Source organism: Kribbella albertanoniae, from assembly GCF_004348455.1.
In the GTDB taxonomy this organism is placed as follows: Bacteria; Actinomycetota; Actinomycetes; order Propionibacteriales; family Kribbellaceae; genus Kribbella; species Kribbella albertanoniae.
The window spans coordinates 1-21,909 of sequence record NZ_SMKA01000045.1 but is presented as its reverse complement, the minus strand read 5'-3'; the positions used below and the strand labels follow the sequence as shown (position 1 = coordinate 21,909).

General features: G+C 68.8%; 17 protein-coding genes. 10 read left to right on the top strand and 7 right to left on the bottom strand.

From position 1 onward, the window contains the following. Positions 1-1,359 carry a type VII secretion integral membrane protein EccD gene (gene eccD / locus E1261_RS13300; protein WP_132406352.1) on the bottom strand — a complete coding sequence of 453 codons (1,359 nt, stop codon included), beginning with the start codon at positions 1,357-1,359 and terminating at the stop codon, positions 1-3. Positions 1,360-1,505: 146 nt separating this feature from the next. Here eccD and E1261_RS13295 point away from each other — a divergent pair, with 146 nt between their 5' ends. The 4 genes from E1261_RS13295 (at position 1,506) to E1261_RS13280 (ending at position 6,345) form a co-directional block, all read left to right on the top strand. Further along, a complete protein-coding gene (locus E1261_RS13295; RefSeq protein WP_132406350.1) occupies positions 1,506-2,129 on the top strand; it encodes a hypothetical protein in 624 nt (207 codons plus the stop codon). After that, on the top strand, positions 2,126-2,716 hold the full coding sequence (locus E1261_RS13290; protein WP_132406348.1) for a hypothetical protein: 591 nt from the start codon (positions 2,126-2,128) through the stop codon (positions 2,714-2,716). Before E1261_RS13295 ends, E1261_RS13290 begins: the two co-directional genes overlap by 4 nt. Positions 2,717-2,738: 22 nt before the next feature. After that, positions 2,739-4,058, top strand: coding sequence for a serine/threonine protein kinase (locus tag E1261_RS13285; RefSeq protein ID WP_132406346.1), 1,320 nt, complete (start codon positions 2,739-2,741; stop codon positions 4,056-4,058). A gap of 64 nt (positions 4,059-4,122) precedes the next feature. Then, the gene (locus E1261_RS13280; RefSeq protein ID WP_132406344.1) at positions 4,123-6,345 is read left to right on the top strand and encodes a fibronectin type III domain-containing protein; all 2,223 of its coding nucleotides are present in this window, start codon (positions 4,123-4,125) and stop codon (positions 6,343-6,345) included. Between the two features lie 5 nt (positions 6,346-6,350). On the opposite strand, the gene E1261_RS13275 is transcribed toward E1261_RS13280, so the two are convergent. From E1261_RS13275 to E1261_RS13255, 5 genes are all read right to left on the bottom strand, one after another. Next, on the bottom strand, positions 6,351-6,791 hold the full coding sequence (locus tag E1261_RS13275; RefSeq protein WP_132406342.1) for an SRPBCC family protein: 441 nt from the start codon (positions 6,789-6,791) through the stop codon (positions 6,351-6,353). A 479-nt stretch (positions 6,792-7,270) separates the two neighbouring features. Beyond that, positions 7,271-8,911 (bottom strand): AAA family ATPase, encoded by a 1,641-nt coding sequence (locus E1261_RS13270; protein WP_132406340.1) that lies wholly within the window; start codon positions 8,909-8,911, stop codon positions 7,271-7,273. Further along, a complete protein-coding gene (locus tag E1261_RS13265) occupies positions 8,911-9,558 on the bottom strand; it encodes a helix-turn-helix transcriptional regulator (RefSeq protein WP_132406338.1) in 648 nt (215 codons plus the stop codon). Before E1261_RS13265 ends, E1261_RS13270 begins: the two co-directional genes overlap by 1 nt. Before the next feature lie 157 nt (positions 9,559-9,715). Then, entirely contained in the window at positions 9,716-10,981 is a 1,266-nt protein-coding gene (locus E1261_RS13260; RefSeq protein ID WP_132406336.1) for a hypothetical protein, read from the bottom strand. Then, positions 10,978-12,561 (bottom strand): AfsR/SARP family transcriptional regulator, encoded by a 1,584-nt coding sequence (locus tag E1261_RS13255; protein WP_165952484.1) that lies wholly within the window; start codon positions 12,559-12,561, stop codon positions 10,978-10,980. Before E1261_RS13255 ends, E1261_RS13260 begins: the two co-directional genes overlap by 4 nt. Positions 12,562-12,623: 62 nt before the next feature. Here E1261_RS13255 and E1261_RS13250 point away from each other — a divergent pair, with 62 nt between their 5' ends. The 6 genes from E1261_RS13250 to E1261_RS13225 all read left to right on the top strand — a co-directional run bounded on the left by E1261_RS13250 (position 12,624) and on the right by E1261_RS13225 (position 20,877). Then, on the top strand, positions 12,624-13,304 hold the full coding sequence (locus E1261_RS13250) for a response regulator transcription factor (protein WP_132406332.1): 681 nt from the start codon (positions 12,624-12,626) through the stop codon (positions 13,302-13,304). Next, on the top strand, positions 13,301-14,563 hold the full coding sequence (locus tag E1261_RS13245; protein ID WP_132406330.1) for a sensor histidine kinase: 1,263 nt from the start codon (positions 13,301-13,303) through the stop codon (positions 14,561-14,563). Before E1261_RS13250 ends, E1261_RS13245 begins: the two co-directional genes overlap by 4 nt. 80 nt (positions 14,564-14,643) lie before the next feature. Next, positions 14,644-15,606 carry an AAA family ATPase gene (locus E1261_RS13240; RefSeq protein ID WP_132406328.1) on the top strand — a complete coding sequence of 321 codons (963 nt, stop codon included), beginning with the start codon at positions 14,644-14,646 and terminating at the stop codon, positions 15,604-15,606. A gap of 34 nt (positions 15,607-15,640) precedes the next feature. Next, the gene (locus E1261_RS13235; protein ID WP_132406326.1) at positions 15,641-17,614 is read left to right on the top strand and encodes a fibronectin type III domain-containing protein; all 1,974 of its coding nucleotides are present in this window, start codon (positions 15,641-15,643) and stop codon (positions 17,612-17,614) included. Positions 17,615-17,620: 6 nt separating this feature from the next. Continuing rightward, entirely contained in the window at positions 17,621-18,757 is a 1,137-nt protein-coding gene (locus E1261_RS13230; RefSeq protein ID WP_132406324.1) for a DUF58 domain-containing protein, read from the top strand. Further along, positions 18,754-20,877 carry a transglutaminase TgpA family protein gene (locus tag E1261_RS13225; protein WP_132406322.1) on the top strand — a complete coding sequence of 708 codons (2,124 nt, stop codon included), beginning with the start codon at positions 18,754-18,756 and terminating at the stop codon, positions 20,875-20,877. The genes E1261_RS13230 and E1261_RS13225 overlap by 4 nt, the downstream gene beginning before the upstream one ends. A gap of 51 nt (positions 20,878-20,928) precedes the next feature. Here the strand turns inward: E1261_RS13225 and E1261_RS45260 are convergent, their stop codons facing one another. Beyond that, on the bottom strand, positions 20,929-21,099 hold the full coding sequence (locus E1261_RS45260; RefSeq protein WP_165952483.1) for a hypothetical protein: 171 nt from the start codon (positions 21,097-21,099) through the stop codon (positions 20,929-20,931). Positions 21,100-21,909 lie beyond the last annotated feature (810 nt).

Sequence of the window (21,909 nt, the reverse complement as noted above, 5' to 3'; positions counted from 1 at the left end):
TCAGCCTCCGAATCCGCGGACGGCGGCGTACAGGTCGAGGACCGCGCAACACAGCGGGACGATGGTGAGCACGAGGATGATCTCGAGGATCTCGGCGTACCGGCCCAGATAGGGGCTCCAGGGTTTCCCACCGACCAGTACGCCGAGGGCCGCGACCGCCACCGCGACCGCCAGGAGAATCGGGCCCGCGGCGGAGAGCGTTGCCAACGGCCACAATGCCAGCGCGACCAGCCCGCTGCACCCGGCCACGAGCATCGCGATGCGGTGCCGCAGCGCGGGATAGAGCCGAGCACGCACGAGGAAGCCGAGGCTCAGCAAGGCGGCGTACCAGAGACCGGCTGTTCCGCCGTGCCGGACCAGGAGAACCTGACAGCCGGCAACGATGACGGCCGTCGCCAGGAGAAGTCCGGAGAGGAAGGCGTCGGCCCGGATCACCGCCAGCTGGACCAGCCGGCGCGGTGTCTGCGGATCATCGCGCACCAGATCGGCGGTGGATCGCGGCAGCACCGGCATCGGGACCCGGCCCAGCCGGATCGACCACACGCCGAAGGCCGGCGAAAAGGCCAGCAGAGCGCCGGCCACCAATGCCGCAGCTTCGAAGGGATCGAGCGAGTCGGTGGTCGCGAGCCAGCCACCGAACAGGCCGAACACGCCAGTAGCGATCGCGGCGGCGAATACGGCCGGCCGGTCCGACGTACCGGCAAAGCCGAGCAAACCGGCCAGGAGCAACGCAGCTGAGGCCAGCAAGAGATCCGGGATCGCGAGGCGGGTCAGGCCGGCAGCTTGCGAGAGCCCGCCCCCGGCTAGCGCGAACACCAGTGCAGCGCTGCCGGCCAAGCTCCCTGCCGAGGCGTCACCGAACGCCCGGGACAGCAAGGTTCCCGCGGCCAGTAGCAGGGCAGCCACACCCAGGAACCACAGCGCGGCGTCCGACACCGGCGTCCATCGAAGGCCGTCGACGAGGATCAGGAACAGCGCCGTCATACCGAGGACGAAGCCCGCCTGACGGGTGGTGCGCGGTGACCAGAGCCGACCGGTTCGGCCGGCGCCCTGGGCGATGGCATCGACCACGTCGTCGTACTCGAGCTCCGGCCATTCAACCGACTGCTCGACCAGGTACAGCACCTCGCCGTCCCGGATCCGATGCTGGCCGAGCGTGCGGCCGAGCTCGAACGGCCTGCCGTCCGAGCGGCGCAGCACCCAGCCGCCGGCCCCCGCACCGTCGTCGGCCAGGTGCTCGCCCGCACTGCGCAACAGGCCTGGCACCAACTCGGCGACCACCGAGTTCTCCGGGAGGGCCACATCGATGCGACGGCTGGGCGCCGCCACCGTGACCCTGACCAAACCGGTCATCATCATTTGCCCGCTCCTCTTCACCGCGTCGTTGGTCCCAGCGTCGCGCCGCCGAACGCCGCCCGAGGTCCGGCGGCAGCTACCGGACACCACCCCACCGGCCCGGCATCGCCTTCCTACGCTCGGATCAGCTCGAGGAAAGGAGGATTCCCATGCGGACCGGCGAACTGCTGATCCCGGTCGGGCACGATCTCGGCGTGATGTGGTCCGGAGCCGGCGACGAACGACGCCAGCAGGTCCGGATCGGCACCGAGGTGATGGAACTCGACGACGAGGACTTCGTGATCTGGTTGCTCGCGCACGGGGTCGGCGACGAGGACCGGCCGACCCGGAGCAGCCTGCTGGAACGGGCCACCGCACTCGGGCTGCCGACCGCGACCTCGGAACCGGCGCTCGACCGGTTCCTCGCGGACGGTCTGCTGGTCAGGGTCGACCCCGAGGGTGACAACGCGCTCGAGTTCGCCAGGAACCACCAGTTGTTCCCCTTGGTCCAGGGCCTCGGCCCCGATCCGGAGCAACCCTGGCTACAACTGGTCGGGATCCTGAACCATCCCATGGCTCAGGTCTCCAGCGCCCTGTACGACGTCTGGGCGTGGTCGCAGCTGGCACCGGAACTGTGGACCGGCTGCGAGGACGCCGCTGTGGTCGCCCAGCAGGTCGGCGTGACGAATCCTGGGGAGATCGAGCCACGGCAGGTGCTGGCCGGGGTCCTCGGCCAGATCCACGGGCTGTTGTGTGTCCGGGCCGCGTACTTCGACCGGCGGAGGATCCGGTGACGGCCTCGGTCTTTCCGGTCGGCCACTACGGCGGTGTCCGGGCGAACGACGCCGGTCCGGCCGTCCACGTCGTACGGACCGGCTGGCAGCAGCACCGGCTCAGCGAGGAGCAACTCGGCCTCTGGATGGTGGCGCACGGGGTGACCGAGACCGGCAAAGGTCCCTGGACCGTCGCCGACGTGATCGCGCGCGCGGGTGTTGCCGATGCCGGCAGTCACATCGAGACGATGCAGGCAGCAGGGCTGCTGGCGATCGTCGAGGACGATCCGATCGCGGCGTCCGAGTTCGCCCGCGGCCACCGCCTGGACGTCCAGTACGTCGGTCTCGGCAACGCCTTGGACCGGCTCGACGGGTACGCCGTCGGGATCCCAGGTGTCGGAACTGCCGCCGTCCTCGACCCGGATTGCTACGAGCTGTGGCAGTGGGGCTCGGTGGCACCGACGTTGTGGCACAGCGTTGAGGTCCGGGCGACCGTGACGTCGCACTGGGAACAGGACAACGATCCTTTCCACTCCCTGGCCGAAATCCTTGGTGACCTGCGCTTCCTGATCGCCCATGGCTGCGCCTATCTCGATGTGGCCGGCTGATCCGGGTGGGAAGATGACGGTGATGGCTGAGATTTCTCCTGAGTCGCTGGTGCTGCGGGCCGAGGGGCCGGTGGCCTCTTTGTTCTTGGTGCCGCCGGCGGGTGACCGGGCGCTGGCGGTGTTGAAGGTCTATCCGCGGGGGCTGGATCGGCGGACTTTCAATGCGGTGGAGGTTGAGCAGGCGAAGTTGGCCGGGTTGCGGGTGGCTGCTTCGGTTTTGCTGGCTGATGGGGTTGAGGAGCTGCCGGACGGGCGGACCGGGGTGCGGATGGAGTTCTGTCCGCAGTCCTTGGTGGAGCTGGCTGGTGGGCGGGGGCTGCCGATCGCGGATGTGGTCGTGCTGGGGCAGATTTTGGGGTCTGTGCTGGCGGAGGCTCATGAGGGTGGGCTGGTGCATGGCGGGGTGACGCCCAGCAATGTGCTGGAGCGGCCGAACGGGCAGCCGGTGCTGGCGGATTTCGGGATGGCGTTGCGGTTGCGGTTCCCGCGGGACCTGACGGGAGCGGCGGCGTACACGGCTCCCGAGGTGTTGCGGGACGGGGAGCTGTCCGAAGAAGCTGACGTGTATGGGCTCGGCGCGGTGTTGTATCTCGCGCTGACCGGGGAGTCCCCGTTTCCGACGCGGCCCGGCGAGTCGCCGGACGACGTCGTACTGCGGGTGTTGCGGGAGCCGGCTCCCGAGGTGTCGGGACGGGATGTGCCGCCGGCGTTGACGGCGTTGTTGCGGCGGATGCTGGCGAAGGATGCGGGGACGCGGCCGGATGCGGCTGCGGTGGTGCGGGAGTTCGAGACGTTGCTTCGCGGTACGACGGATGCTGCGGACGAGGTTGATTTCGACGACTTCCGGGATGAGCTGGCGGCTGGCAGAAGCGTGCCGGTGGCAACTGCTTCGGCGCGGCCTAAGCAACGCCAGTGGAAGGCGCCGCGCAAAGAGGTGTTGATCGGGATCGTCGCGGCCATTGCGCTGGTGGTGCTGGTGCCGATCTTGCTGCGGCCGGGCAACGAAAGTCCGGCGACGCGGCAACCACCTTCCCCGGTGGCGACGCCGGCCTCGCAGGCGCCGCCGGCGACCGAGACGCCGACGATCCAGCTGGATCCGCCGCAGGACAAGGGCACCACGGTGTTGCTGAAATGGTCGTTCTCGAAACCACTGACGTACGCCGTCTTCGTGGCGGAGCAAGGCGCGAAGGCGCCACGGGCGATGTACCGGGGAAGTGGGACCACGCTGACCGTCCAGGTCAGCCAAGGACTGACGTACTGCTTCGAGGTCCAGGGCACCGACGGACGCGAGGTTTTCTACAGCAAGCCGACCAGCATCCGGGGTGCTACTTGCAAGAGCTAGTGGACGCAGTCTGGACCGATCCTGGACCACCCACCGATAATCTGTGAAGGTGAGGCGACCCTCGATGAAGCTGACCAAGCTCCTACGCCGCGCCGACCCGCCGGAAGGCCGGAAGGGCCGCGCCGGGCTGGCTGCGGTGGTGGCAGGCTGTGTCGCGCTGACCAGCGTGGTCGTGCTGACCGGCGCCGGCGACCCGAATTCGGGATTCAAGTTCACGCAGTCCGGTCACTGGATCTACAACAGTGCGATCGGGCGTGTCTTCCACCTGGACAGCGCGACCCTGAAGGTCGATGCCCAGGTCCCGTTGACCACCGGTACGCCGGGTGCCCAGGTCGTGCAGACCGACACCGACGCGTATGTGCTGTCGAAGTCCCGGATCGACAAGTTCGGCAAGTCCGACCTGAGCGTGGCGGAGCCGCTCAAGGTGCCGGCCGAGCAGGCGATCGGTCTGGAGGCCGCCGGGTCCGCCTTCGCGATCTATCAGCAGGAAGGCCGGGTGATGCGCCTCGGCAAGCAGCCGGCGACGGCGTTCCTGGGCGTGCCGCTCGGGGATCCGGTAGTGACGTCGGACGGCACGCTGTGGGTGCACCGGGTCGAAGACGGCGGTCTGTGTCAACTGCCGTTGACGGTGGACCGGATGTCCTGCCCGGCCACGGTCCAGAAGGGGCACAAGGGTGCGCTGACCGTGATCGGCAACAAGGCCGTGTTCGTCGACCTGACCGCCGACCGGGTGACCGACCTGACGCCGGACGGGTTCGGGTCACATGTTGATCTGAGCAACGACGTACCGGAGTCGGCGGTGGTCGCCGCGAACGACGTCGACGGGAAGATCGCGTTCCTGGACCGCGATCAGAGTGCGGTGCACCTGATCGGGCTGCCGGACAAGCCCGGGCAGAAGGCGGACGCACCGATCATCACCAAACTCCGCAAGGGCAACTACGACAAGGTTGCCTCGTCCGGGCGTGGCCTGGCAGTGCTCGACCGCAAGAGCTCCGACCTGGCCACCGTCGACCGCGACGGCCACGTCGGCTACCGCAAGGTCGACATCCACGCCGAAGAGGACGAGGTCAAGCGCGAGCCGAACCTGTTCCGCGGCGACGACTCCAAGGTGTACGTCGAGAGTGGTAAGGGCGACCACGTGGTCGTGGTCGATGAGGACGGCAAGGCCAAGCCGGTGGAGATCGCCACTGACGACGACGGCATCAACCGCCCGAAGAAGCCGACGCCATCTCAGAAGCCGACGCAGCCGGTCAACACACCTGACGTGCCTGTGCACACCCAGGAACCGCCGGAGAAGAAGGACCCGCCCACGAACCCGGACCGCGACAAGCCCGACGTACCGGCGAAGAAGGATCCGCCGCGGACCACCGAGCCACCTCAGAGGAACCTGCCGAAGAAGCCGCCGATCACGGCCGGCGTACCGGGTGCGCCCAGCGGGGTGAGCGCGAAGTACGGCACCGACGGGCCGACGGTGAACTGGCTGGCAGCAACGGCGAATGGTGCCCCGGTCACGGCGTACGTGCTGAGCTGGTCCGGTGGTTCGAAGACGGTCAGCGGCAGCACCCGGTCGACGCTCGTGACAGAGCTCGCGGGCCGGACCACGGCGTACACCGTGACCATCCGGGCGCGGAACCGCGTGGGTCTGGGGCCCGCCGTACGGACGGGTTCGATCAAGAGGCAGTACGCCGAGGCCGAGTCGCCGCGCGAGATCGTGGTGAGGGACGACGGTACGTCGGGGCGGCTCACACTCGCCTGGGACCGGCCGACGATGGGTGACGGGGAGTTCGTGCGGTACACCGTCAGCATCGGGACCGCCACCGCCAAGCCCCGGGTGAACACGACCACCACCCAGGCCACGGTGACCGGGCTGAAGGACGGTACGAAGTACACGTTCTATGTCCGCGCAGTCACCAGGGCTCCGAACGGCGAGCTGCTGAACGGCAAGTTGACCACCCTGACCGCAGCTCCGGTCGGCAAGGAGGAGCCCACCAGGCGCCTCGTCGCCTCGCGCGGCGCCGGCACCGAGTACAACAAGTGCGAGCCACCGGACTGCGCCTTCATCCAGGTGCGGATGGAGAACTTCCGGCCGAACACTCGCTACAAGTTCGTGCCTTACGTCGACGGGAAGCAGTTCAACGAGGGCGCCACGCTCACGACCGACAGCCAAGGCCATCAACTGGTCGACGACCGATTCCCCTGCAGCATGGTCGGCAAGCAGGTGTATGTCCTGGCGACGGGCCCCGAGGGGACGACCAAGTCCAACACGTTCACCTGGAAGTCCGGCTAGCGCCCCTAGGGTTCGGTCCGCTGCTCGGCCAGGAGCTTGAGGCGTTGCAGGGTTTCGGTATTACGGGCCGACAGCAACAAATCGGCCACCTTCTCCGGCAGCAACGTGGCCGGGCCGCGGACCGCCTTCTCCGTCATCACCACCCGGCAACCGTCCGGGACTTCGGTGACGCGGAACTCCACATCACCCTCACCCACCGGCCATGCCCGGACCCGCAGCCGCAGTCGGCGGCCGGCGTCGTACTCGAGCGCTTCTGTGTTGTCGTCGATCAGCAACGGCCACACTCCGACCGAGTGGTGGATCAGCCCGCCAGGCTCCGGCCAGGGCGGGTCCACATCACGCACCCTGGACGCCCCGACCACCCAGGCCGCATACCGCCACCCGTCGGTCAGGATCGCAAAAACATCCCCAGCCGAAGCCGCCACCACACACTCGTTCTCGCTCACCCCCACCCAGTACCCCGCCCTACTCACTCTCCCCGGGCAGCGTTTTAACGTCCGACGATCCGGAGACCACGCCCTCGGATCCTTCGGACGTTGCGGGTACGGCGCTCTGCTGCGCCGCGTGCAGGTGAGCCGGGGTGTACTGCGGTCACCTAGTCGGGACCTCGGACATCTGATCGCGTGTCCGCGGTCCCCAATTCGTGTCCGCAGTACGCCGGCATGCGTCCGTGGCCTCGGGTTGCCCCCTGAAATAGGGGGTTGCCCCCTGAAATTTTGAGTGGGCAACCCCCCACCTCGACGGGCAACCCTCCACTTCGACAGGCAACCTCCCTCGCTCGCGGGGCACGGTTCACTCGCGCGGGTGGAAGGGCATCCGCAAGAACAGGAGGTGTCTGACTACGTATACGCCGCCGCAGGCGTACGCCGCCGCCCGAGGGACGCGAATCGGCGAATACCTCCTGTCGTTCGGGTGATCCGTTTACTCAGGACACTCCGGCGGCGGCTTGGACGTCGTCTGGGAGGAGTTGGCGGAGTTCGGTGGTGGTGGGCATGCGGCCTAGGAGGCGGAGGCGTTGGGACTGGGCTTTGCGCATGCCTTCGACGAGGCGGCGGGCCTCGCGGGCGTTGCCGAAGTTGGGGCTGTCGGCGATTCGGTCGAAGTAGGAGGTGAGGGGTGCGCCGGCTGCGGGGTCGAGGAGGTAGTCGCCGCCGGCGACCATCCGGTCGGTGATCAGGAGGAGTTCCTCGGCGGAGTAGTTCTCGAACTCGATCGTCTTGGAGAACCGGGATCCCAGGCCGGGGTTGGCGGCCAGGAAGTCGGTCATCTCGACGGTGTACCCGGCGACGATGATGGCGATCTCGTCGCGGTGGTCCTCCATCAGTTTCACCAGTACGTCGATCGCCTCCTGCCCGAAGTCACCGCCACTCCCGGCCGAGCGCGACAGGGTGTACGCCTCGTCGATGAACAGCACTCCGCCGAGCGACTTCTCGAACACCTGCGACGTCTTCTCCGCCGTGTGCCCGATGTACTGCCCGACCAGGTCCCGCCGCGAAACCTCGGTGAACCCACCGTCCGGCAGCACGCCGAGCGCCTTCAGCAGCTTCCCGTACAACCGCGCCACGGTCGTCTTCCCGGTCCCCGGTGCCCCGGCGAAGATCAGGTGGTGGCTGACCGATCCAACAGACAATCCCGCCGTACGACGCCACTCGTTGACCTGGATCTCGTCGACCAGCGCCCGTACCTCCGCCTTCACCCCCGGCAACCCGACCATCTGGTCGAGGTGCCCGAGCAGCTCGTCGATCGGACCACTCGATGCGGCCGTCAGCGGGCTCGCCTCGATCACCTCGACCGTCGCGCCGGCCGCGATCTGCACGGCGGGTTCGGCCGTGTTCGACGGTCGCAACCCTTCGATCGTTCCGCCGCACCCGGGACCCACTGTGACCGCAGATCCACGCGTGTCATGCACGCTCACCCGCCGGATCACCGGCGTACTCCCGTGCGCGACGCCGATCCCCTCGGCGCCGGTGTTCGCGATCTCGAGGTCACTCAGCGACGGCCGGCTGTACTGGTAGACGTAGACCCCACGCCCGCCACACCCGCTCACCGAGCCACCACTGACCGCCGGATCGGCACCGAGCGCAAAGACCATGCCGTCACCCGACATATCGCGCACCACCGTCTCGGTGATCTCGCCGCCCGCGCCCTCGACGATGATCCCGGTCGCGGCACCACTCACGGTGCACTTGTCGATCCGCAGCCCCGGCCCCGCGTGCACACTCACCGCCGGTCGCGAACCACCGCTGATCGTGCAGCCCACGAGGGTGAGCGCCGTCCGCTCGGTCGAAACCGTCAGATTATCGGCCGAGCGGACGACCAGATCGTGGAGTGCCAGCGAACCGTCGGCCGCCCGGATCGTCGGCCAGTCGGCCCCCGACCCGTCGATCACGACCTCGGCACCGGCTTCGGCGCGGAGGGTGATCGAGCGGCCGTTCAGCTCCATCGTCTCCGCGTACGTTCCGGCCGCGATGACCACCGCGGCACCGTCCGGAGCGTCGAGCAGGGCCGCGCCGATCGTCGGGTAGGCACCCGGACGATCGGCCGCGACGGTCAGGATGCGCGACATCAACTCGCCCGATCCAGTAGCCAGCCACGGTCGGCCGCCTTCACACCGGCCTGGAACCGGCTGCGTGCACCAAGCCGATGCATGATCTGCGCGACCATCCGCCGTACCGTCCGCACTGAGATCCCCAGCTGTGCCGCAGCTGCCTCGTCGGTGGCACCGAGCCCGAGCAGCCGCAGCATCTCGCGCTCACGCATCGACAGGTCGGTGTCGTCCGGAAGGTCGTCGGCAGCCAGCGGTACGGCGTCCGGCCAGACCCGCTCGAACAGTTCGAGCACCGTGATGACCACGCTGGACAGCCGCAGTACGGCGACGCTCCCGTTGGCCGAATCAGCCGGCAGTACGGCGACCTGGCCGTCGATCACGAGTGCGTTCATCGGCACCAGTGGCATCGTGCGGACTGCCGTACCGGCCATCGACATCGCCCCGAGATGACGGCACAGGTTCGGCGTCATCCGTGCGGCATCAGGGTAGATCGCCCGGTACCGCACGCCGTGCTTGACGTCCCGCGGCCCGAACGCCGGCCCAGCGGGAGTGAGGTTGCTAAGGGCAATAACCTCGTCCTTGGCACCGGCCAGCAGTTCGGCAACAGCGCCCTGAGCGGGGACGTGATGAAACCCAGTAGGCCGGTTAATAAGGGTGACGGTCATGAGGTCTCCCGGTCTGGACTGACGAGTGAAGGAAATGCGGTTATGGGGCCCCCGGCCTGGACTGAGGAGCGCAGGGAGCGAAGCGACTGGAGCGACGAGGGAAGGACGGGAATCAAGGCCCCATAACCCGCCGCGCGGAGCGTGGCAATGTGCACAGTCATGAGATCTCTACCCCCAGAGGAAGCGTGGCGGCGGCACCTGATGCGTGCCGGCCGTTGAGGCGTTCTGGCTCTACTCCGAAGGAGCGGGCCAGGGTGATCAGGATCGAGGTCGCCGAGTCGAGCGTGGCGGGATGTGCCGCGGCCAACCGGAGGACGACGTCGTGACGGGCGGAGGCGGTGTTGCCGGCGGCCGCGGTGATGGTGACAGCGATGGTCTGGGCGGCGCCGGTTCCGGTGCCGAGCAGGGTGCCGACCAGCGCTTCGAGTGTTGCCGCAGGCAACGAGGCTGAGCCGACCAACCGGATAGTTAGTTGGTGGACGGGTCCGCAAGCCCAGGTAGACCAGCGTTCCTGGAGCTGACCGCGACCCGCATTGGCGTGGGCAAGGGCACCGATCGACGCGAGTACGTCGGACTCGTCCAGGGCCAGGTACTCGACCTGCTCCCGGTCGAATCGCCGTACCAACCGGCGAACGGTGTTCGCGACCACCTGGCGCAACTGCTCGTCGGTGGCGATGTCCGGCGTCCGCTCGGCGGCGACGGCGATCCAGGTCCGCGGCTTCTGGTTCTGCTTGAGACCGGCGTGCAGGACCAACTGCAGCCCGACACCGACCGGCTGCTCGTCGGCCGCCTCGGCGAGCGAGGCGAGCTGCGGCAGCAATCGGTACTGCGCATCCGGCCCGAGTCGCAGCGCGACGCTGACGCCGGCCGCCCGACTGAGTACGCCGTACGGCTGTTCCCGCACGGTCACCACGTCGGTCGTCGTCCGGCCGAGCAGCGCACTGACCAGGCTGATCGCGATGCTGTCGCCGAGGTCAATCCGGCGTCGCCGCAGCACGAACAGCAGCGAGATGCCGATCCACCGATACAGCCACTGTCCGCGAATCCGGACCGCCGTGAGCAGCACCAGCGACACCGCAGCCAGCGACGTGAGGATCAGCACCGTCCGCGATCCAGTAGTCGCGGCCGCGACCATCACCAGCGCAAGCTGCCAGCAAACGAGTTGCCCGACCCGAATCGCCCGATCCGGCCGCTCGACCGGATCAGCCACCAAATCAGGAGCAGGAGGCTGTACGACGATCGCCGAGCGCGCCACCGGCCCCGGTGCCGGAGCAACCGCGGGAACCGTTGCCGACGGCACCTTCACCGAAGGTCGGGCCAGCGGAACCCCGACTGCCGTGGCCTGCGGAACCCGAGCAGCAGCAGGCGCGGCGGTGGTTTGACGATCGGCGGCCGGTGCGGCCGCCGTAGCCTGGGATTTCATGCGACCAGCTCCGCCTTGACCCGGCGCGTTTCAGTTGCCTGCAGCAACCGATAGGCGTGGTCGCGGGCGATCGGCAACAGCTCGAACCGGCCCGGTGCCGGTTCGGCGACCAGGTTCAGATCCATCAGCTGGTCGATCATCGCCTCAGCCTCGACACCGGCCATCCGCGCAGCCTGACCAAGGTCGAACCGGCCGACTGTGCTGATCCGCCGATAGAGCTGCTGCACGGCCGGCTCCACCAACCCGTCGAACCGATTGAGCAGCTCAGCCAGCGCGTGGCAGCGACCAGTCGGATCCTCAAGCTGAGCAGTCATCCGCGCCACCGTCCACGGCTGCCGGTTGCGCGTCCGCTCGATCAGGTGCCGGATCGCCCCAGGGTGTCCACCTGCGGCCGACAAGATCTGCCCAACCTCAGTCAGCTCAGAAGCCTCGCGCGGAGCCAGCAGATCCAGCGTGATCGCGCCGCTGCGATCGAGTCCGGCCAGTCGCCGCCGGCTGATCACCAGCACCAGCGCAGCCGGGTCGTTCGGTAGCGCCGACCGCACCTGCTCAAAGTCATCAACGTTGTCGAGAATCAGCAACCCACCGGTCGGCGCAACCACGCTCCCGCCGCGGACGTCGACGTACTGCTGGGTCTCGTGCCCGGACAGCGCGGCCGCCTCGAGCGCGAAGGCCGTCTTGCCGATCCCGGGCATCCCGTCGATCGTCACAACCCCACAAGCGCCGCGCAGCGACTCCAGCTCCGGCTCGCGGCCGACGAATCCGGCGACACGCGGCGGCAAGTTCGAGCTGACGGGCGCGACCACCGGTCGGCGCGTGTCCTCGCTCAGGATCTCCAGGTGCAGCGCGGTCAGCTCCGCACCAGGCTCGATCCCGAGATCGCGGACGAGCGCCGTACGGGCTCGTTGGTACGCCGCCAGCGCGTCGTGCCTGCGTCCCACCAGGCGGTACGCCGCCATCAGCCGGGCCCAGGCCAGCTCGCGCAGTGGCTCCTCGTCGGTGAGCACCCGCAGTACGGCGATCGCCTCGGATGGCCGGCCGAGTGCGAGATGCGCGTCGGCCAGGTCCTCGCGGAGTGTCCGGTGCAGCTCGGTGAGCCGGTCGACGGCTGAGGCCGCGTCGTCGGTGAGCCCGTCGTACGGGCAACCGCGCCAGAGATCGAGCGCCCGCCGTACGACGGTCACCGCTTCCGCGGCGGATCCGCGAGCCAGCAGCGCGCGAGCCTCGTCGCCGAGGGCGGACGCGGCGTCGGCGTCGAGCTCGCCGGACAGGACGCGGACCCGGTACGCCCCCGGGCGGCTCTCGATCCGGTCGTCCGGGAGCGCCCGGCGGAGCTGCCAGACGTAGGTCTTCAGGTTGTTCTGCGCGGAGGCGGGCACGTCCCGGCCGGACCAGACGGCATCGATGAGCTGCTCGGTGCTGACCCAGGCGTTGCGGTGCAGCAGAAGCAGGGCCAGCACGGTGGCGGGTTTGCCCCCGCCGACGTCGATCTGCGTGCCGTCCGGGCCGTCCACCTCCAGCGGGCCCAGCACGCGGAAGGCCGGTGACAGGGCCGGTGAGTGCGCTGAGTGACCGTTCATGACACATACGATCCGGGGTGACGATGACATTTCGATGACACAGAATTCGGTGAGGGGTCCCTGTGCGGGTATTGGTGGTCGAGGACGACCCGGAGCTGCAGGTCGCGGTACCGGCTGCGCTCCGCTCCGCAGCGCTCGCGGTCGACTTGGCCGGCACCATCGCGGACGCCGACGAGGCGCTGTTCGTGAACGCCTACGACTGCGTGGTCTTCGACCGGATGCTGCCCGACGGCGACTCGATCGGGTACGTTCGCAGCCGCCGGCAGGACGGCTGGGCGGTCCCGGTACTGTTCCTGACCGCGATGGACCAGCTGGCCGACCGGGTCGACGGGTTCGAGCACGGCGGTGACGACTACCTGGTCAAACCGTTCGCGGTCGAGGAACTGATCGTCCGGGTGCTCAGCCTGAGCCGGCGCGGCCCGACCATCCGGCCGCCGATCCTGCGGTACGCCGACGTCGAGCTCGACACCGGCCGCCGTGAGGTCCGGCGCGGCGGCGTCCTGGTCACCCTGCGAGCGAAGGAGTTCTCCGTGCTGGAGTTCCTGATGAGCCGGCCCGAGCAGACCATCTCCCGGACCGACCTGATCGAACACTGCTGGGACGCCGCCGCCGACCCGATGTCGAACGTCGTCGACGTCACCATCACCCGGCTCCGGGCCCGCCTGCGCGGTGGTCCGGACCTCATCCAGGCCGTCCGCGGCCGCGGCTACCGCCTGATCCAGCCATCCGGTGCCCAATCGTGAAAGGCCCCGCCGCCGACCGCCTCCGCCGCCTCCGCTGGTGGCTCACCGCGGTCTTCACCGTCGCCAACACGATCGGCCTGCTCATCCTGGCGCCCGTCGTCATCCGCCAGGACGCCCAACGCGACGCAGCCGCCGTCGATGCTCGACTGCAGTTCGTCACGGGCCCAGTCCTGCGGCTCGCGAGCGGTAGCAGCAACGGCATCATCAACACGGCCGCTGTCATCCAGGATCCGCTCTACGGGAAGTGTCCGGAGTTCGCGATCCTGTCCGGCGGTGTCCACTCCTTCGCTGCGACGTACAGCGAGCCGGGTTGCACGGACGTGGACAAGGCCATGCTCGACGAGCTCGCCACCCGGGCGACCACCTCCGACAAAGTCGTCTACTCCGACAGCACCGCGCTGAACGGGCACGTGATCCGGCTCCGCGCTGATCCGTTCCGGTTCCCCGAAAGCAAGCAGAACGACGGTGCTGTGGTGGCTTGGCTGGACACCCAGGACGAGGTGGACTCACATCAGGAGCTGGTGTGGCTGATTCTGGCGTTGTGTGCTGGGTTGATCGGTGCTGCGGCTGCGGCCAGCTACTGGTTGTCCGGGCGCGCGATCCGTCCAGCGATGGCTGCTCTCGAACAGCAGGAGACGCTGCTCGCCGAGACCGCCCACGACCTCCGCACCCCGGTCGCCGCACTACGCGCACTCGCGGAGACCGCCGTACGGGATCCTGGTCAGCGCGCCGAACTCCTCCCGCGCACAGTCCGCCTGGCCGGTCGCATGGGCGACATCATCGACGGCCTGCTCGTCCGCGCCCGACTCGCAGCAGGCGTGGAACAGCTCGCCGTACAACCTGTTTGGCTCGACCAACTCGTCGCCGGCGTCGTCGAGGACTTCCCTACCGAAGGCGCCAGAATCTCCCTGGTGACCGCGCCGAGCATGGTGCGAGCCGATCCGACGCTCCTACAACGGGCCGTCGGCAACCTTCTCGACAACGCGCTGCGGCACGGACGGCTCCCCGGAGCCGCCGAGGCGATCATCACCGTCACGGTGGCCGACGGCCGGATCACCGTCGCCGACCAGGGTCCCGGGATCGATCCGGAGGTCGGCGAGGACCTGTTTGAGCGCTTCAACAGTGGCGGCGGTTCGAGCGGGCTCGGGTTGTCGATCGTGCGCTGGGTCGCGCTCTCGCACGGCGGCGATCTGAAGGTCTACAACGGCGACGAAGGCGGCGCGATCTTCGAGTTCCAGTTGCCGACAGAACGGCAGTAACAGGACATCTGGACCTTTTCTGGACGAGCGTTGGACCTGAAACGACTAGTCTCGGCAGGGATGCTGAGGGGAGTTGTTTGATGAGTGCCACGATTCCGCCGGGTGAGGCGTACCGGCTGGTTGCCGACAACCTGGGCAAGGTGATCCACGGGAAGCCGGAGGTGATCCGGCTGGCGCTGACGGCGCTGTTCGCCGAGGGCCACCTGCTGATCGAGGACGTGCCGGGTCTGGGCAAGACCACGCTGGCGCGGTGTATCGCCCGCAGCATCGACGCGACCTGGAACCGGATCCAGTTCACCCCGGACCTGCTCCCGGGTGACATCACCGGTGTCATGGTCTACCACCAGGGCAACGAGACGTTCGAATTCCATCCGGGTGGCATCTTCGCCAACGTGGTGGTCGCCGACGAGATCAACCGCGGTACGCCGAAGACGCAGTCCGCACTGCTCGAGGTGATGGCCGAGCGCCGGGTCACGGTCGACTCGAACACCCGCGCGGTCCCGGATCCGTTCCTGGTCATCGGCACCCAGAACCCGATCGAGATGGAAGGCACGTACCGGCTGCCCGAGGCGCAGCTGGACCGGTTCCTGATGCGGATCGAGATCGGTTACCCCGATCACGACGCCGAGGTCCGGATCGTGCTCGGCGACACCAGCCGGATCGGCCCGGACTCACTCAGCCCCGTGATCGACGTACCGGCACTGCGGAACGCGATCGCCGCCGTCCGCTCGGTCCACGTCGACCCTGCGATCAGCTCGTACGCCGTCAAGCTGGCGGCTGCCACTCGTGAACACACCGCAGTCCGGTACGGCGCCAGTCCGCGCGGCAGCATCGCCCTGGTCCGAGCGGCCCGGGCGTACGCGGCGACGGACGGGCGCGCGTTCACGACCCCGGACGACGTCAAGCAGGTCGCGCAGCCGGTCCTCGCGCATCGCCTGGTCCTCACCCCGGATGCCGAGCTGAGCCAGCGGCCGCCGGCTTCGGTGGTTGACGAGGTCCTCGCCGCGACACCGGCGCCGACGGCGGGCGTCAACGCAGGCTGACACCTGCGGGCGAGCAACGGGGAGGAGGACGGCAATGCAGCTGAACGGGATCATCCGCCGACGCAAGGCGGTGAACGAGAACGCTCCGCAGTGGCGTTCGCGCGCCACGCTCGCCGGCGTCGTCGCAGTCTGCGTCGTGGCAACCACCCTCGCCGTCACCACGGCCGGTGCGGATTCGTCCGGCCAGAGGTTCTTGCAGTCCGGGCACCTGATCTACAACAGCACCATCGGCGCGGTCTTCCACATCGACGGCGGCAGCAAGCGCGCGGACGGCTCAGTGGCGGTCCCGGGGCTCGCACCCGGCACCCAGGCCGTGCAGACCGACACCCAGGGCTACGTCCTGGCCCGCGGCAGCATCACCCGCTTCGAGAAGTCGACGCTGCGGGTCGAGGCACCTGAGGCTTCTCCGTCGAACGAAGTACCGGCCGGCCTCAATGCCGGCGGTGTCGCGTACGCCGTCTATCGCGCGGCCGGCTCGATCGTCCGCCTCGGCCCGACCTCCTTGACCTTGAGCGACAACAACGCGCTCGGCCAGCCAGTCGTGACCCCGGACGGGACGCTGTGGGTGCAGCGACTGCTCAGTGGTGAGCTGTGCCAGTTGCCGGCGGGGGCCGGTCGCCTGACCTGCCCGGCCGAACTGCAACACGGCAACGTCGGCTCGCTGGCCGTGGTTCGTGACCAGGTGGTGTTCGTCGATACGACCGCCAGTCAGGTACGCACGGTCTCCGCGTCCGGACTCGGCCGCCCGCTGACGATTCCCGGCGTGACGTTGTCACCGCAGTCGATCGTCGCACCGAACGACGTCGACGGCCGGATCGCGATCGTCGAACCGGACAAATCCCGGCTGCACCTGGTCGACACCGCGGCGATCACCGGCACTCCGACCGCCGGATCGGCGACGATCGAGACGACCTTGCCGCCAGGCAAGTTCACCCAGATCGCGTCCTCCGGCCGCAACCTCGCGTTGGTCGACGAGTCCGGCGGCAAGCTCATCACCTTGGATGCCAACGGCAACCAGAAGGACAGCCAAGCGATCCCGGGGCCGTCCTCGAAGGTCAAGCCGGGTAAGGACGATCGGCCGCTGCTCGTCCGTGGCGCGGACCAGCGCCTGTACGTCGACACTGTCGGAGGCGAGCAGGCTCTCGTGGTGGACCGGGACGGCTCGGTCTCCGAACCGGTCCCGGCTTCGGGGCCGACCCAAACCCCAACGGTGCCGGTCAAGCCGTCGACCACTCCGCCGCCACCGACCACCAGCAAGCCGCCGGTGCCGGATCCGAGCCGTCCGCCGCGGCGGACGATCGACCCCGGTGGCAACCGGACGACCACCACGCCACCACGCCAGGTCGAGCCACCACGCCGTACCGAGCCGTCTCGTCGACCGATCGATCCGCCGCGAACTCAGCAGCCCAAACCCAACCCGCCGCCACCTTTGGTCGCGACGCCGGCCGCTGCGCCGCTCTCCTTGCGCGCGGTCGCCGGCGACGGCCGGGTGACGCTGACCTGGAGGCGGCCGAACCTGAACGGCGGCACGTTCCTGAGCTACAGCGTCTTCCGGGTGAACGACAGCGATCCCACCACGACCACGTCGGCTCGCTACACGTCCACCGGGCTGAAGGACTCGACCAGGTACACCTTCCAAGTCCGTACGGTCACCCGAGGTTCGAACGGGAAGACGCTGATCGGGGCCGCCGCGACCGTGTCGGCGACGACGAACCAAGGCGCCGAGCCCTCGATCCGCATCCGGAAGGGCCCCTTGTACACGGGCGACGCGAACCAGTGCGCCAACCCCAGCTACTGCTACTACATCCGCATCACCGCGACCGGCCTGACACCCAACGCCACCTACACGTTCGTCGGCCACACGTCGAACTACGGCATCCTGCACAGCGACAGTCTGAAGGTCGGACCGAACGGCAGCCTGACCGTCAACAAGTTCTACAACGACGACCGTGGCGGCACTGTCTGGGTGACAGTCGGCGACTACGAATCCAACCGCGTGACCTGGTAGGCGGAGATGAGACTTACTGGGCGTGGAATCGCCGTACTGCTGGGCTCGATCGCGCTGTATGCGCTGGGCGAGCTGGCCGGGTACGCCCTCTTCCGGGCGCTGGCCGGGATCGGGCTCGGCGCGTTGCTGGCGGCCGTCGTACTGACGCTGCGGCAGCCGCAGGTGACCGTGCAGCGGGTGTTGTCACCGGATCGGGTCGAACGCGGCCGACCGGCGCTCGCGACCCTTCGGGTGCGCAACGAGGGCACCCGGCGGCAGGCATCGTTCTCGGCGCGGGACTCGGCAGGCGCTGCCTGGAAGGAGGTTCGGGTTCGCCAGCTCGGTCCCGGGATCGAGGCGACGTACCGGTATGAGCTTCCGACCTCGCGCCGCGGCCGGATCGAGGTCGGCCCGCTGACACTCGAACGCCGGGACCCGCTCGGCCTGACCCGCAACAGCAAGGCGACCGGTGAGGTCGGGACGCTGTGGGTGCACCCGCGCCGGCACCCGACCAAGACCGTGGTCGCGGGGCGTCCTCGGCACCACCATATCGGCCGTACGGCGGACGACTCGCTCCGAGGGTCTGCCGATCTGCGCGACGTCCGGCCTTATGTGGTTGGCGATGAGGTTCGGCACCTGCACTGGAAGGCGACCGCGCGGACCGGGCAGCTGATGGTCCGCGATTACGCCGACCCGGACCAGCCACGGCTGACCGTGCTGCTCGACACCCGGACCGAACCGTTGCCTGAGGCCACTTTCGAGGAGGCGGTCGAGGTGGCCGCGTCGATCCTGTTCGCGGCCTCCACGGCCGGGCACCGCTGCCGGTTCGTCACGACGGCCGGCGCCGACTTCGCCGCCCCGGGTGGCGCTGTGGCGTCGCGGATGTTCCTGGACGAGCTGTGCATCGTGCAGCAGCGCGACGACCGCTCCGCCCTGGTGCCAGCCGTGCTCACCACCGGTACGTCGGCCGGCGGCGCGATCGTGGTCGTCACCGGCGCCCGCGGTTCCGCCGCTGACCTTGCACCCCTCCTGACCCGCTATTCGTCAGTCACCGCCATCGGCCTCGGCCCCGTGCAAGGAGTCGCGCCCATCCTCGGAGCCCAAGTGGTGTTGGCAGGAACCGCGCGCGAGGCGCTGGTGCAGTGGACCGGGGTGCTCCGATGAACAGTCGTCGCACAGTCGCCAGCCTCGCCGGCGTTCTCCTTGGCGGGTTGTGTTTTGCCCCCGTCTTCGGGTTGCAGCACCTCTGGCTTCCCGTTGGTCTGGTCTGCTTGATCACGGCGATCGTGGCGGAGGTGTGCCGCCGCCGGCCTGGCCTGCTCAGCTGGAGGCCGTTGCTGGTGGTCGTTGCCGGGCTGCTGGCCGTCATCGAATCGGTGCTCCAGGCAACCACTCTGGCCGGCCTCCCCACGCTCTCGTCGATCCGCGCCCTGGGTCACGGGCTCACCGCCTGGCGGCTGACACTCGAGTCGACCTGGCCGGCCCGACCCGAACCCGACCTGCTGATCTTCGTTCCCCTGCTCGCTTTGGTCGCCTGCGTACTCACCATCGAACTGCTCGACCGCGCCCCACCGCTGGTCGCCCTGCTGCCGGCGATCGGCGTCGTCGGCGTGAGCCAGCTGTACGTCGCCGCCGAAGGACTCACCGCCGTCCTGATCGCGGTCGGTATCGGCCTGCTCGTGATCGCGGTCCTGCTCCCCGATCACTTCGAGTACCGCAAGCTCACCCCGTGGGCCATGACCGCGGCCGTCACGCTCACCGCGATCGTGTGCGGCCTGATCGTGAGCACGATCGATCCTCACGGGCGAACGCCGTACTCGCTCCAGCGGGTGCAGTCGGCGACGGCTCCGGCTAGCCGCCAGACGAGTCCGCTGGACGAACTGGCCAGTCGGCTGAGCCCGCAGGCCCGGGACAAGGTCGTGTTCAAGTACCAGACGTCCGAGCCGGTCGATCGCTGGCGGCTCGTCGCTCTCGACAGCTTCGACGGAGCGAACTGGACGGCCGACCACCCGCTGCTGCGGATGGGGTCCCAGCTCGCCGCCGGTCCCGAGGTACGGGTGAACACGAATACGCGGCGCGCGCTGATCCGACCCGACGAAGCGCTGGACGGCCCCTGGCTGCCCGGGCAGTTGTCGCCTGAGACCATCGGCAACGCCGCCGATCCGCAGGTCGAGCCGATCGGCAGCACTCTCGTCGTACCGGAGCAGCCCGACTACTACAACCTCGCCTGGGCCGAGCCCGAGATCGACGCGGACTACCTGCGCACGGCCGGCGTCGACAGCACCGCGCCCGGCGGGCTGAACGACATGGGTCCGCTGCCGCCCGAGATCGCCGACCTCAATCCGTTGGGCGGCAAGCGGGCCACGATGGAGACCGCGATCGCCCTGGAGAAGTACTTCCGCACGAACTACAAGCTGGCCAGCTCGACGAGCTCGCCGCCGACCGGCTACAGCTGGCCGCAGCTGAAGGAGTTCCTGAGCAAGACCAAGAACGTCGGCAGCAGCGAACAGTTCGCCGCCGGGTACGTCGCTCTGGCCCGGCAGAACTCGATTCCGGCCCGACTCGTGGTCGGCTTCCGCGCACCTGCCAAGCCCGATGCGGCCGGGTGGTACACAGTCACCAACAAGGACGCGTACGCCTGGCCCGAGGTCGCCGTCGCAGGCGTTGGCTGGTGGCCGCTCGACCCGGCCGTCGGTGCGCAGACCGCCGACAGCACGAACCCCACCGGCGCGGCAGCCTCGATCACCGATCAGGCGCGCAAGTCTGTGCCGGACATCCAGGAGATCCAGGACCCCGAGTCGCAGCCATCGTCCGGCGACGAGGGGGATGATGCGAGCGCTGGTGGCTTCCACCTCCCACTGACCCCGATCTTCGCGGTCTCGGCGGCGTTGCTGCTGCTCTGGCTGGCCGGCGTACCGCTGCTCAAGCAGTTGCGGGCACAGCGTCGTCGCCGACGCGCGGGCAGCGCAGCGGTGGTCGGCGCCTGGGCCGAGGCCCGGGACCGCATCCGGGCGCACGGTATCCCGGTCACCTCCGGCATGACCGTCCGAGACCTCGCCCACGCCGCCCGCGATCTACCCGACACCGGCCCGGGACTAGCCAGCGTCGCGCACGCCGTCGATCACGCGCTCTGGTCCGGCGGCCCGACCACACCGGACGTGGCCGGGCAGGCCTGGACCGGTGTCCACGCCGTCCGCCGGGCGCTACGCTCCCGGCCGTGGCTGGATCGCTTCCAGGCCGCACTCGAACTACGCACCCTGATCCCAGGGCCGCGACAGAAATAGCCGGTGGGGTGACCAGGTCTGGCGGGCCGTGCCACCCTCAGGAGTGGTTGTTCAGCTGCGTTTGGATTTGTCGTGCCGACGATCGTGCTTGGCTGCTGCGGAATCGGTAGTCCGTGGAGCCGGGCACACCGGCCCGCGGGCCACCGGCCCACCACCGAGCCTCCGGATCTTCCACTGCTTCTCGTCATAGTCGTAGTAGGTGTCGACGCCTCCGACTGTCATCTGTGTCCTCCCGTCGCCCCCGCTCGCGCTGCTGGCGAATTCCACACTCCGGTACCAGCACCCCGGACACAAGCGATTCCGCAAATCGACACCGAAGAACAAACTCGAACGCCGCCTTCTGTGCGTTTCCCACCCAAATACGAACGATTCAACGGCCCACCCCCACAACGTCCGAAGAATCAGCAGACGCGCCCTGCGGTTCTGTCAGACGCTAGGTGGACCCCACAGCACACCCGCCGTGGTGGTCGAGCCGCCCGCATTTGATGGGTTCCCCCATCAGCTTGTGGGTTCTGCACCCGCATGCGAGTGGGGAACCCACAAGCTCGTGGGTTAACCCAGCCCATGCGGTCCGCCAGGGCCCGGCGTGGGCGGGGTTGCCGTCGCGCCCGCCACTACGGCGGACTGTCGCCGCGGCACGGAAAACGAGGGGATCTCCCCTCAAGTTGCCGGTTCTCCCCTCGTAATTTGACCAGAGAAGGGTCCAGCTGAGCGGAGATCCCCTTAAATTGCGGAGGGCCGGACGAGGGCGACCTGAGGTGCGGTCGTCACCACCGCGGCGGGGCAGGTGATCGGACGCCTGATGCACCGGCGCCAGCCGTAGCCCGGAAGCTCAAGCGGCGGGAACCGCGGTCACCGGCCGCACCATCCCGCCCAGCCAGGCACCCACCCCAGCCACACTCCCACTGTAAATCGGCCGCGGCGGCGGGTAACCGGTGCCGCAGGTGGCCGGCCGCATCCGAGCGATACGCGAGCCAGGCCGCCCAAGAACGTTGCTAGCTGGCGAGGACGATGGCGACGGAGTGGGGTGGG

Bases quoted from the DNA above. Each gene is read 5' to 3' on its own strand.
- E1261_RS13225 (WP_132406322.1), top strand. From the start codon at position 18,754: ATGAACAGTCGTCGCACAGTCGCCAGCCTCGCCGGCGTTCTCCTTGGC.
- E1261_RS13230 (WP_132406324.1), top strand. From the start codon at position 17,621: ATGAGACTTACTGGGCGTGGAATCGCCGTACTGCTGGGCTCGATCGCG.
- E1261_RS45260 (WP_165952483.1), bottom strand. From the start codon at position 21,099: ATGACAGTCGGAGGCGTCGACACCTACTACGACTATGACGAGAAGCAG.
- eccD (WP_132406352.1), bottom strand. From the start codon at position 1,359: ATGATGATGACCGGTTTGGTCAGGGTCACGGTGGCGGCGCCCAGCCGT.
- E1261_RS13265 (WP_132406338.1), bottom strand. From the start codon at position 9,558: ATGACCGTCACCCTTATTAACCGGCCTACTGGGTTTCATCACGTCCCC.
- E1261_RS13255 (WP_165952484.1), bottom strand. From the start codon at position 12,561: ATGAACGGTCACTCAGCGCACTCACCGGCCCTGTCACCGGCCTTCCGC.
- E1261_RS13235 (WP_132406326.1), top strand. From the start codon at position 15,641: ATGCAGCTGAACGGGATCATCCGCCGACGCAAGGCGGTGAACGAGAAC.
- E1261_RS13285 (WP_132406346.1), top strand. From the start codon at position 2,739: ATGGCTGAGATTTCTCCTGAGTCGCTGGTGCTGCGGGCCGAGGGGCCG.
- E1261_RS13240 (WP_132406328.1), top strand. From the start codon at position 14,644: ATGAGTGCCACGATTCCGCCGGGTGAGGCGTACCGGCTGGTTGCCGAC.
- E1261_RS13295 (WP_132406350.1), top strand. From the start codon at position 1,506: ATGCGGACCGGCGAACTGCTGATCCCGGTCGGGCACGATCTCGGCGTG.
- E1261_RS13260 (WP_132406336.1), bottom strand. From the start codon at position 10,981: ATGAAATCCCAGGCTACGGCGGCCGCACCGGCCGCCGATCGTCAAACC.
- E1261_RS13270 (WP_132406340.1), bottom strand. From the start codon at position 8,911: ATGTCGCGCATCCTGACCGTCGCGGCCGATCGTCCGGGTGCCTACCCG.
- E1261_RS13280 (WP_132406344.1), top strand. From the start codon at position 4,123: ATGAAGCTGACCAAGCTCCTACGCCGCGCCGACCCGCCGGAAGGCCGG.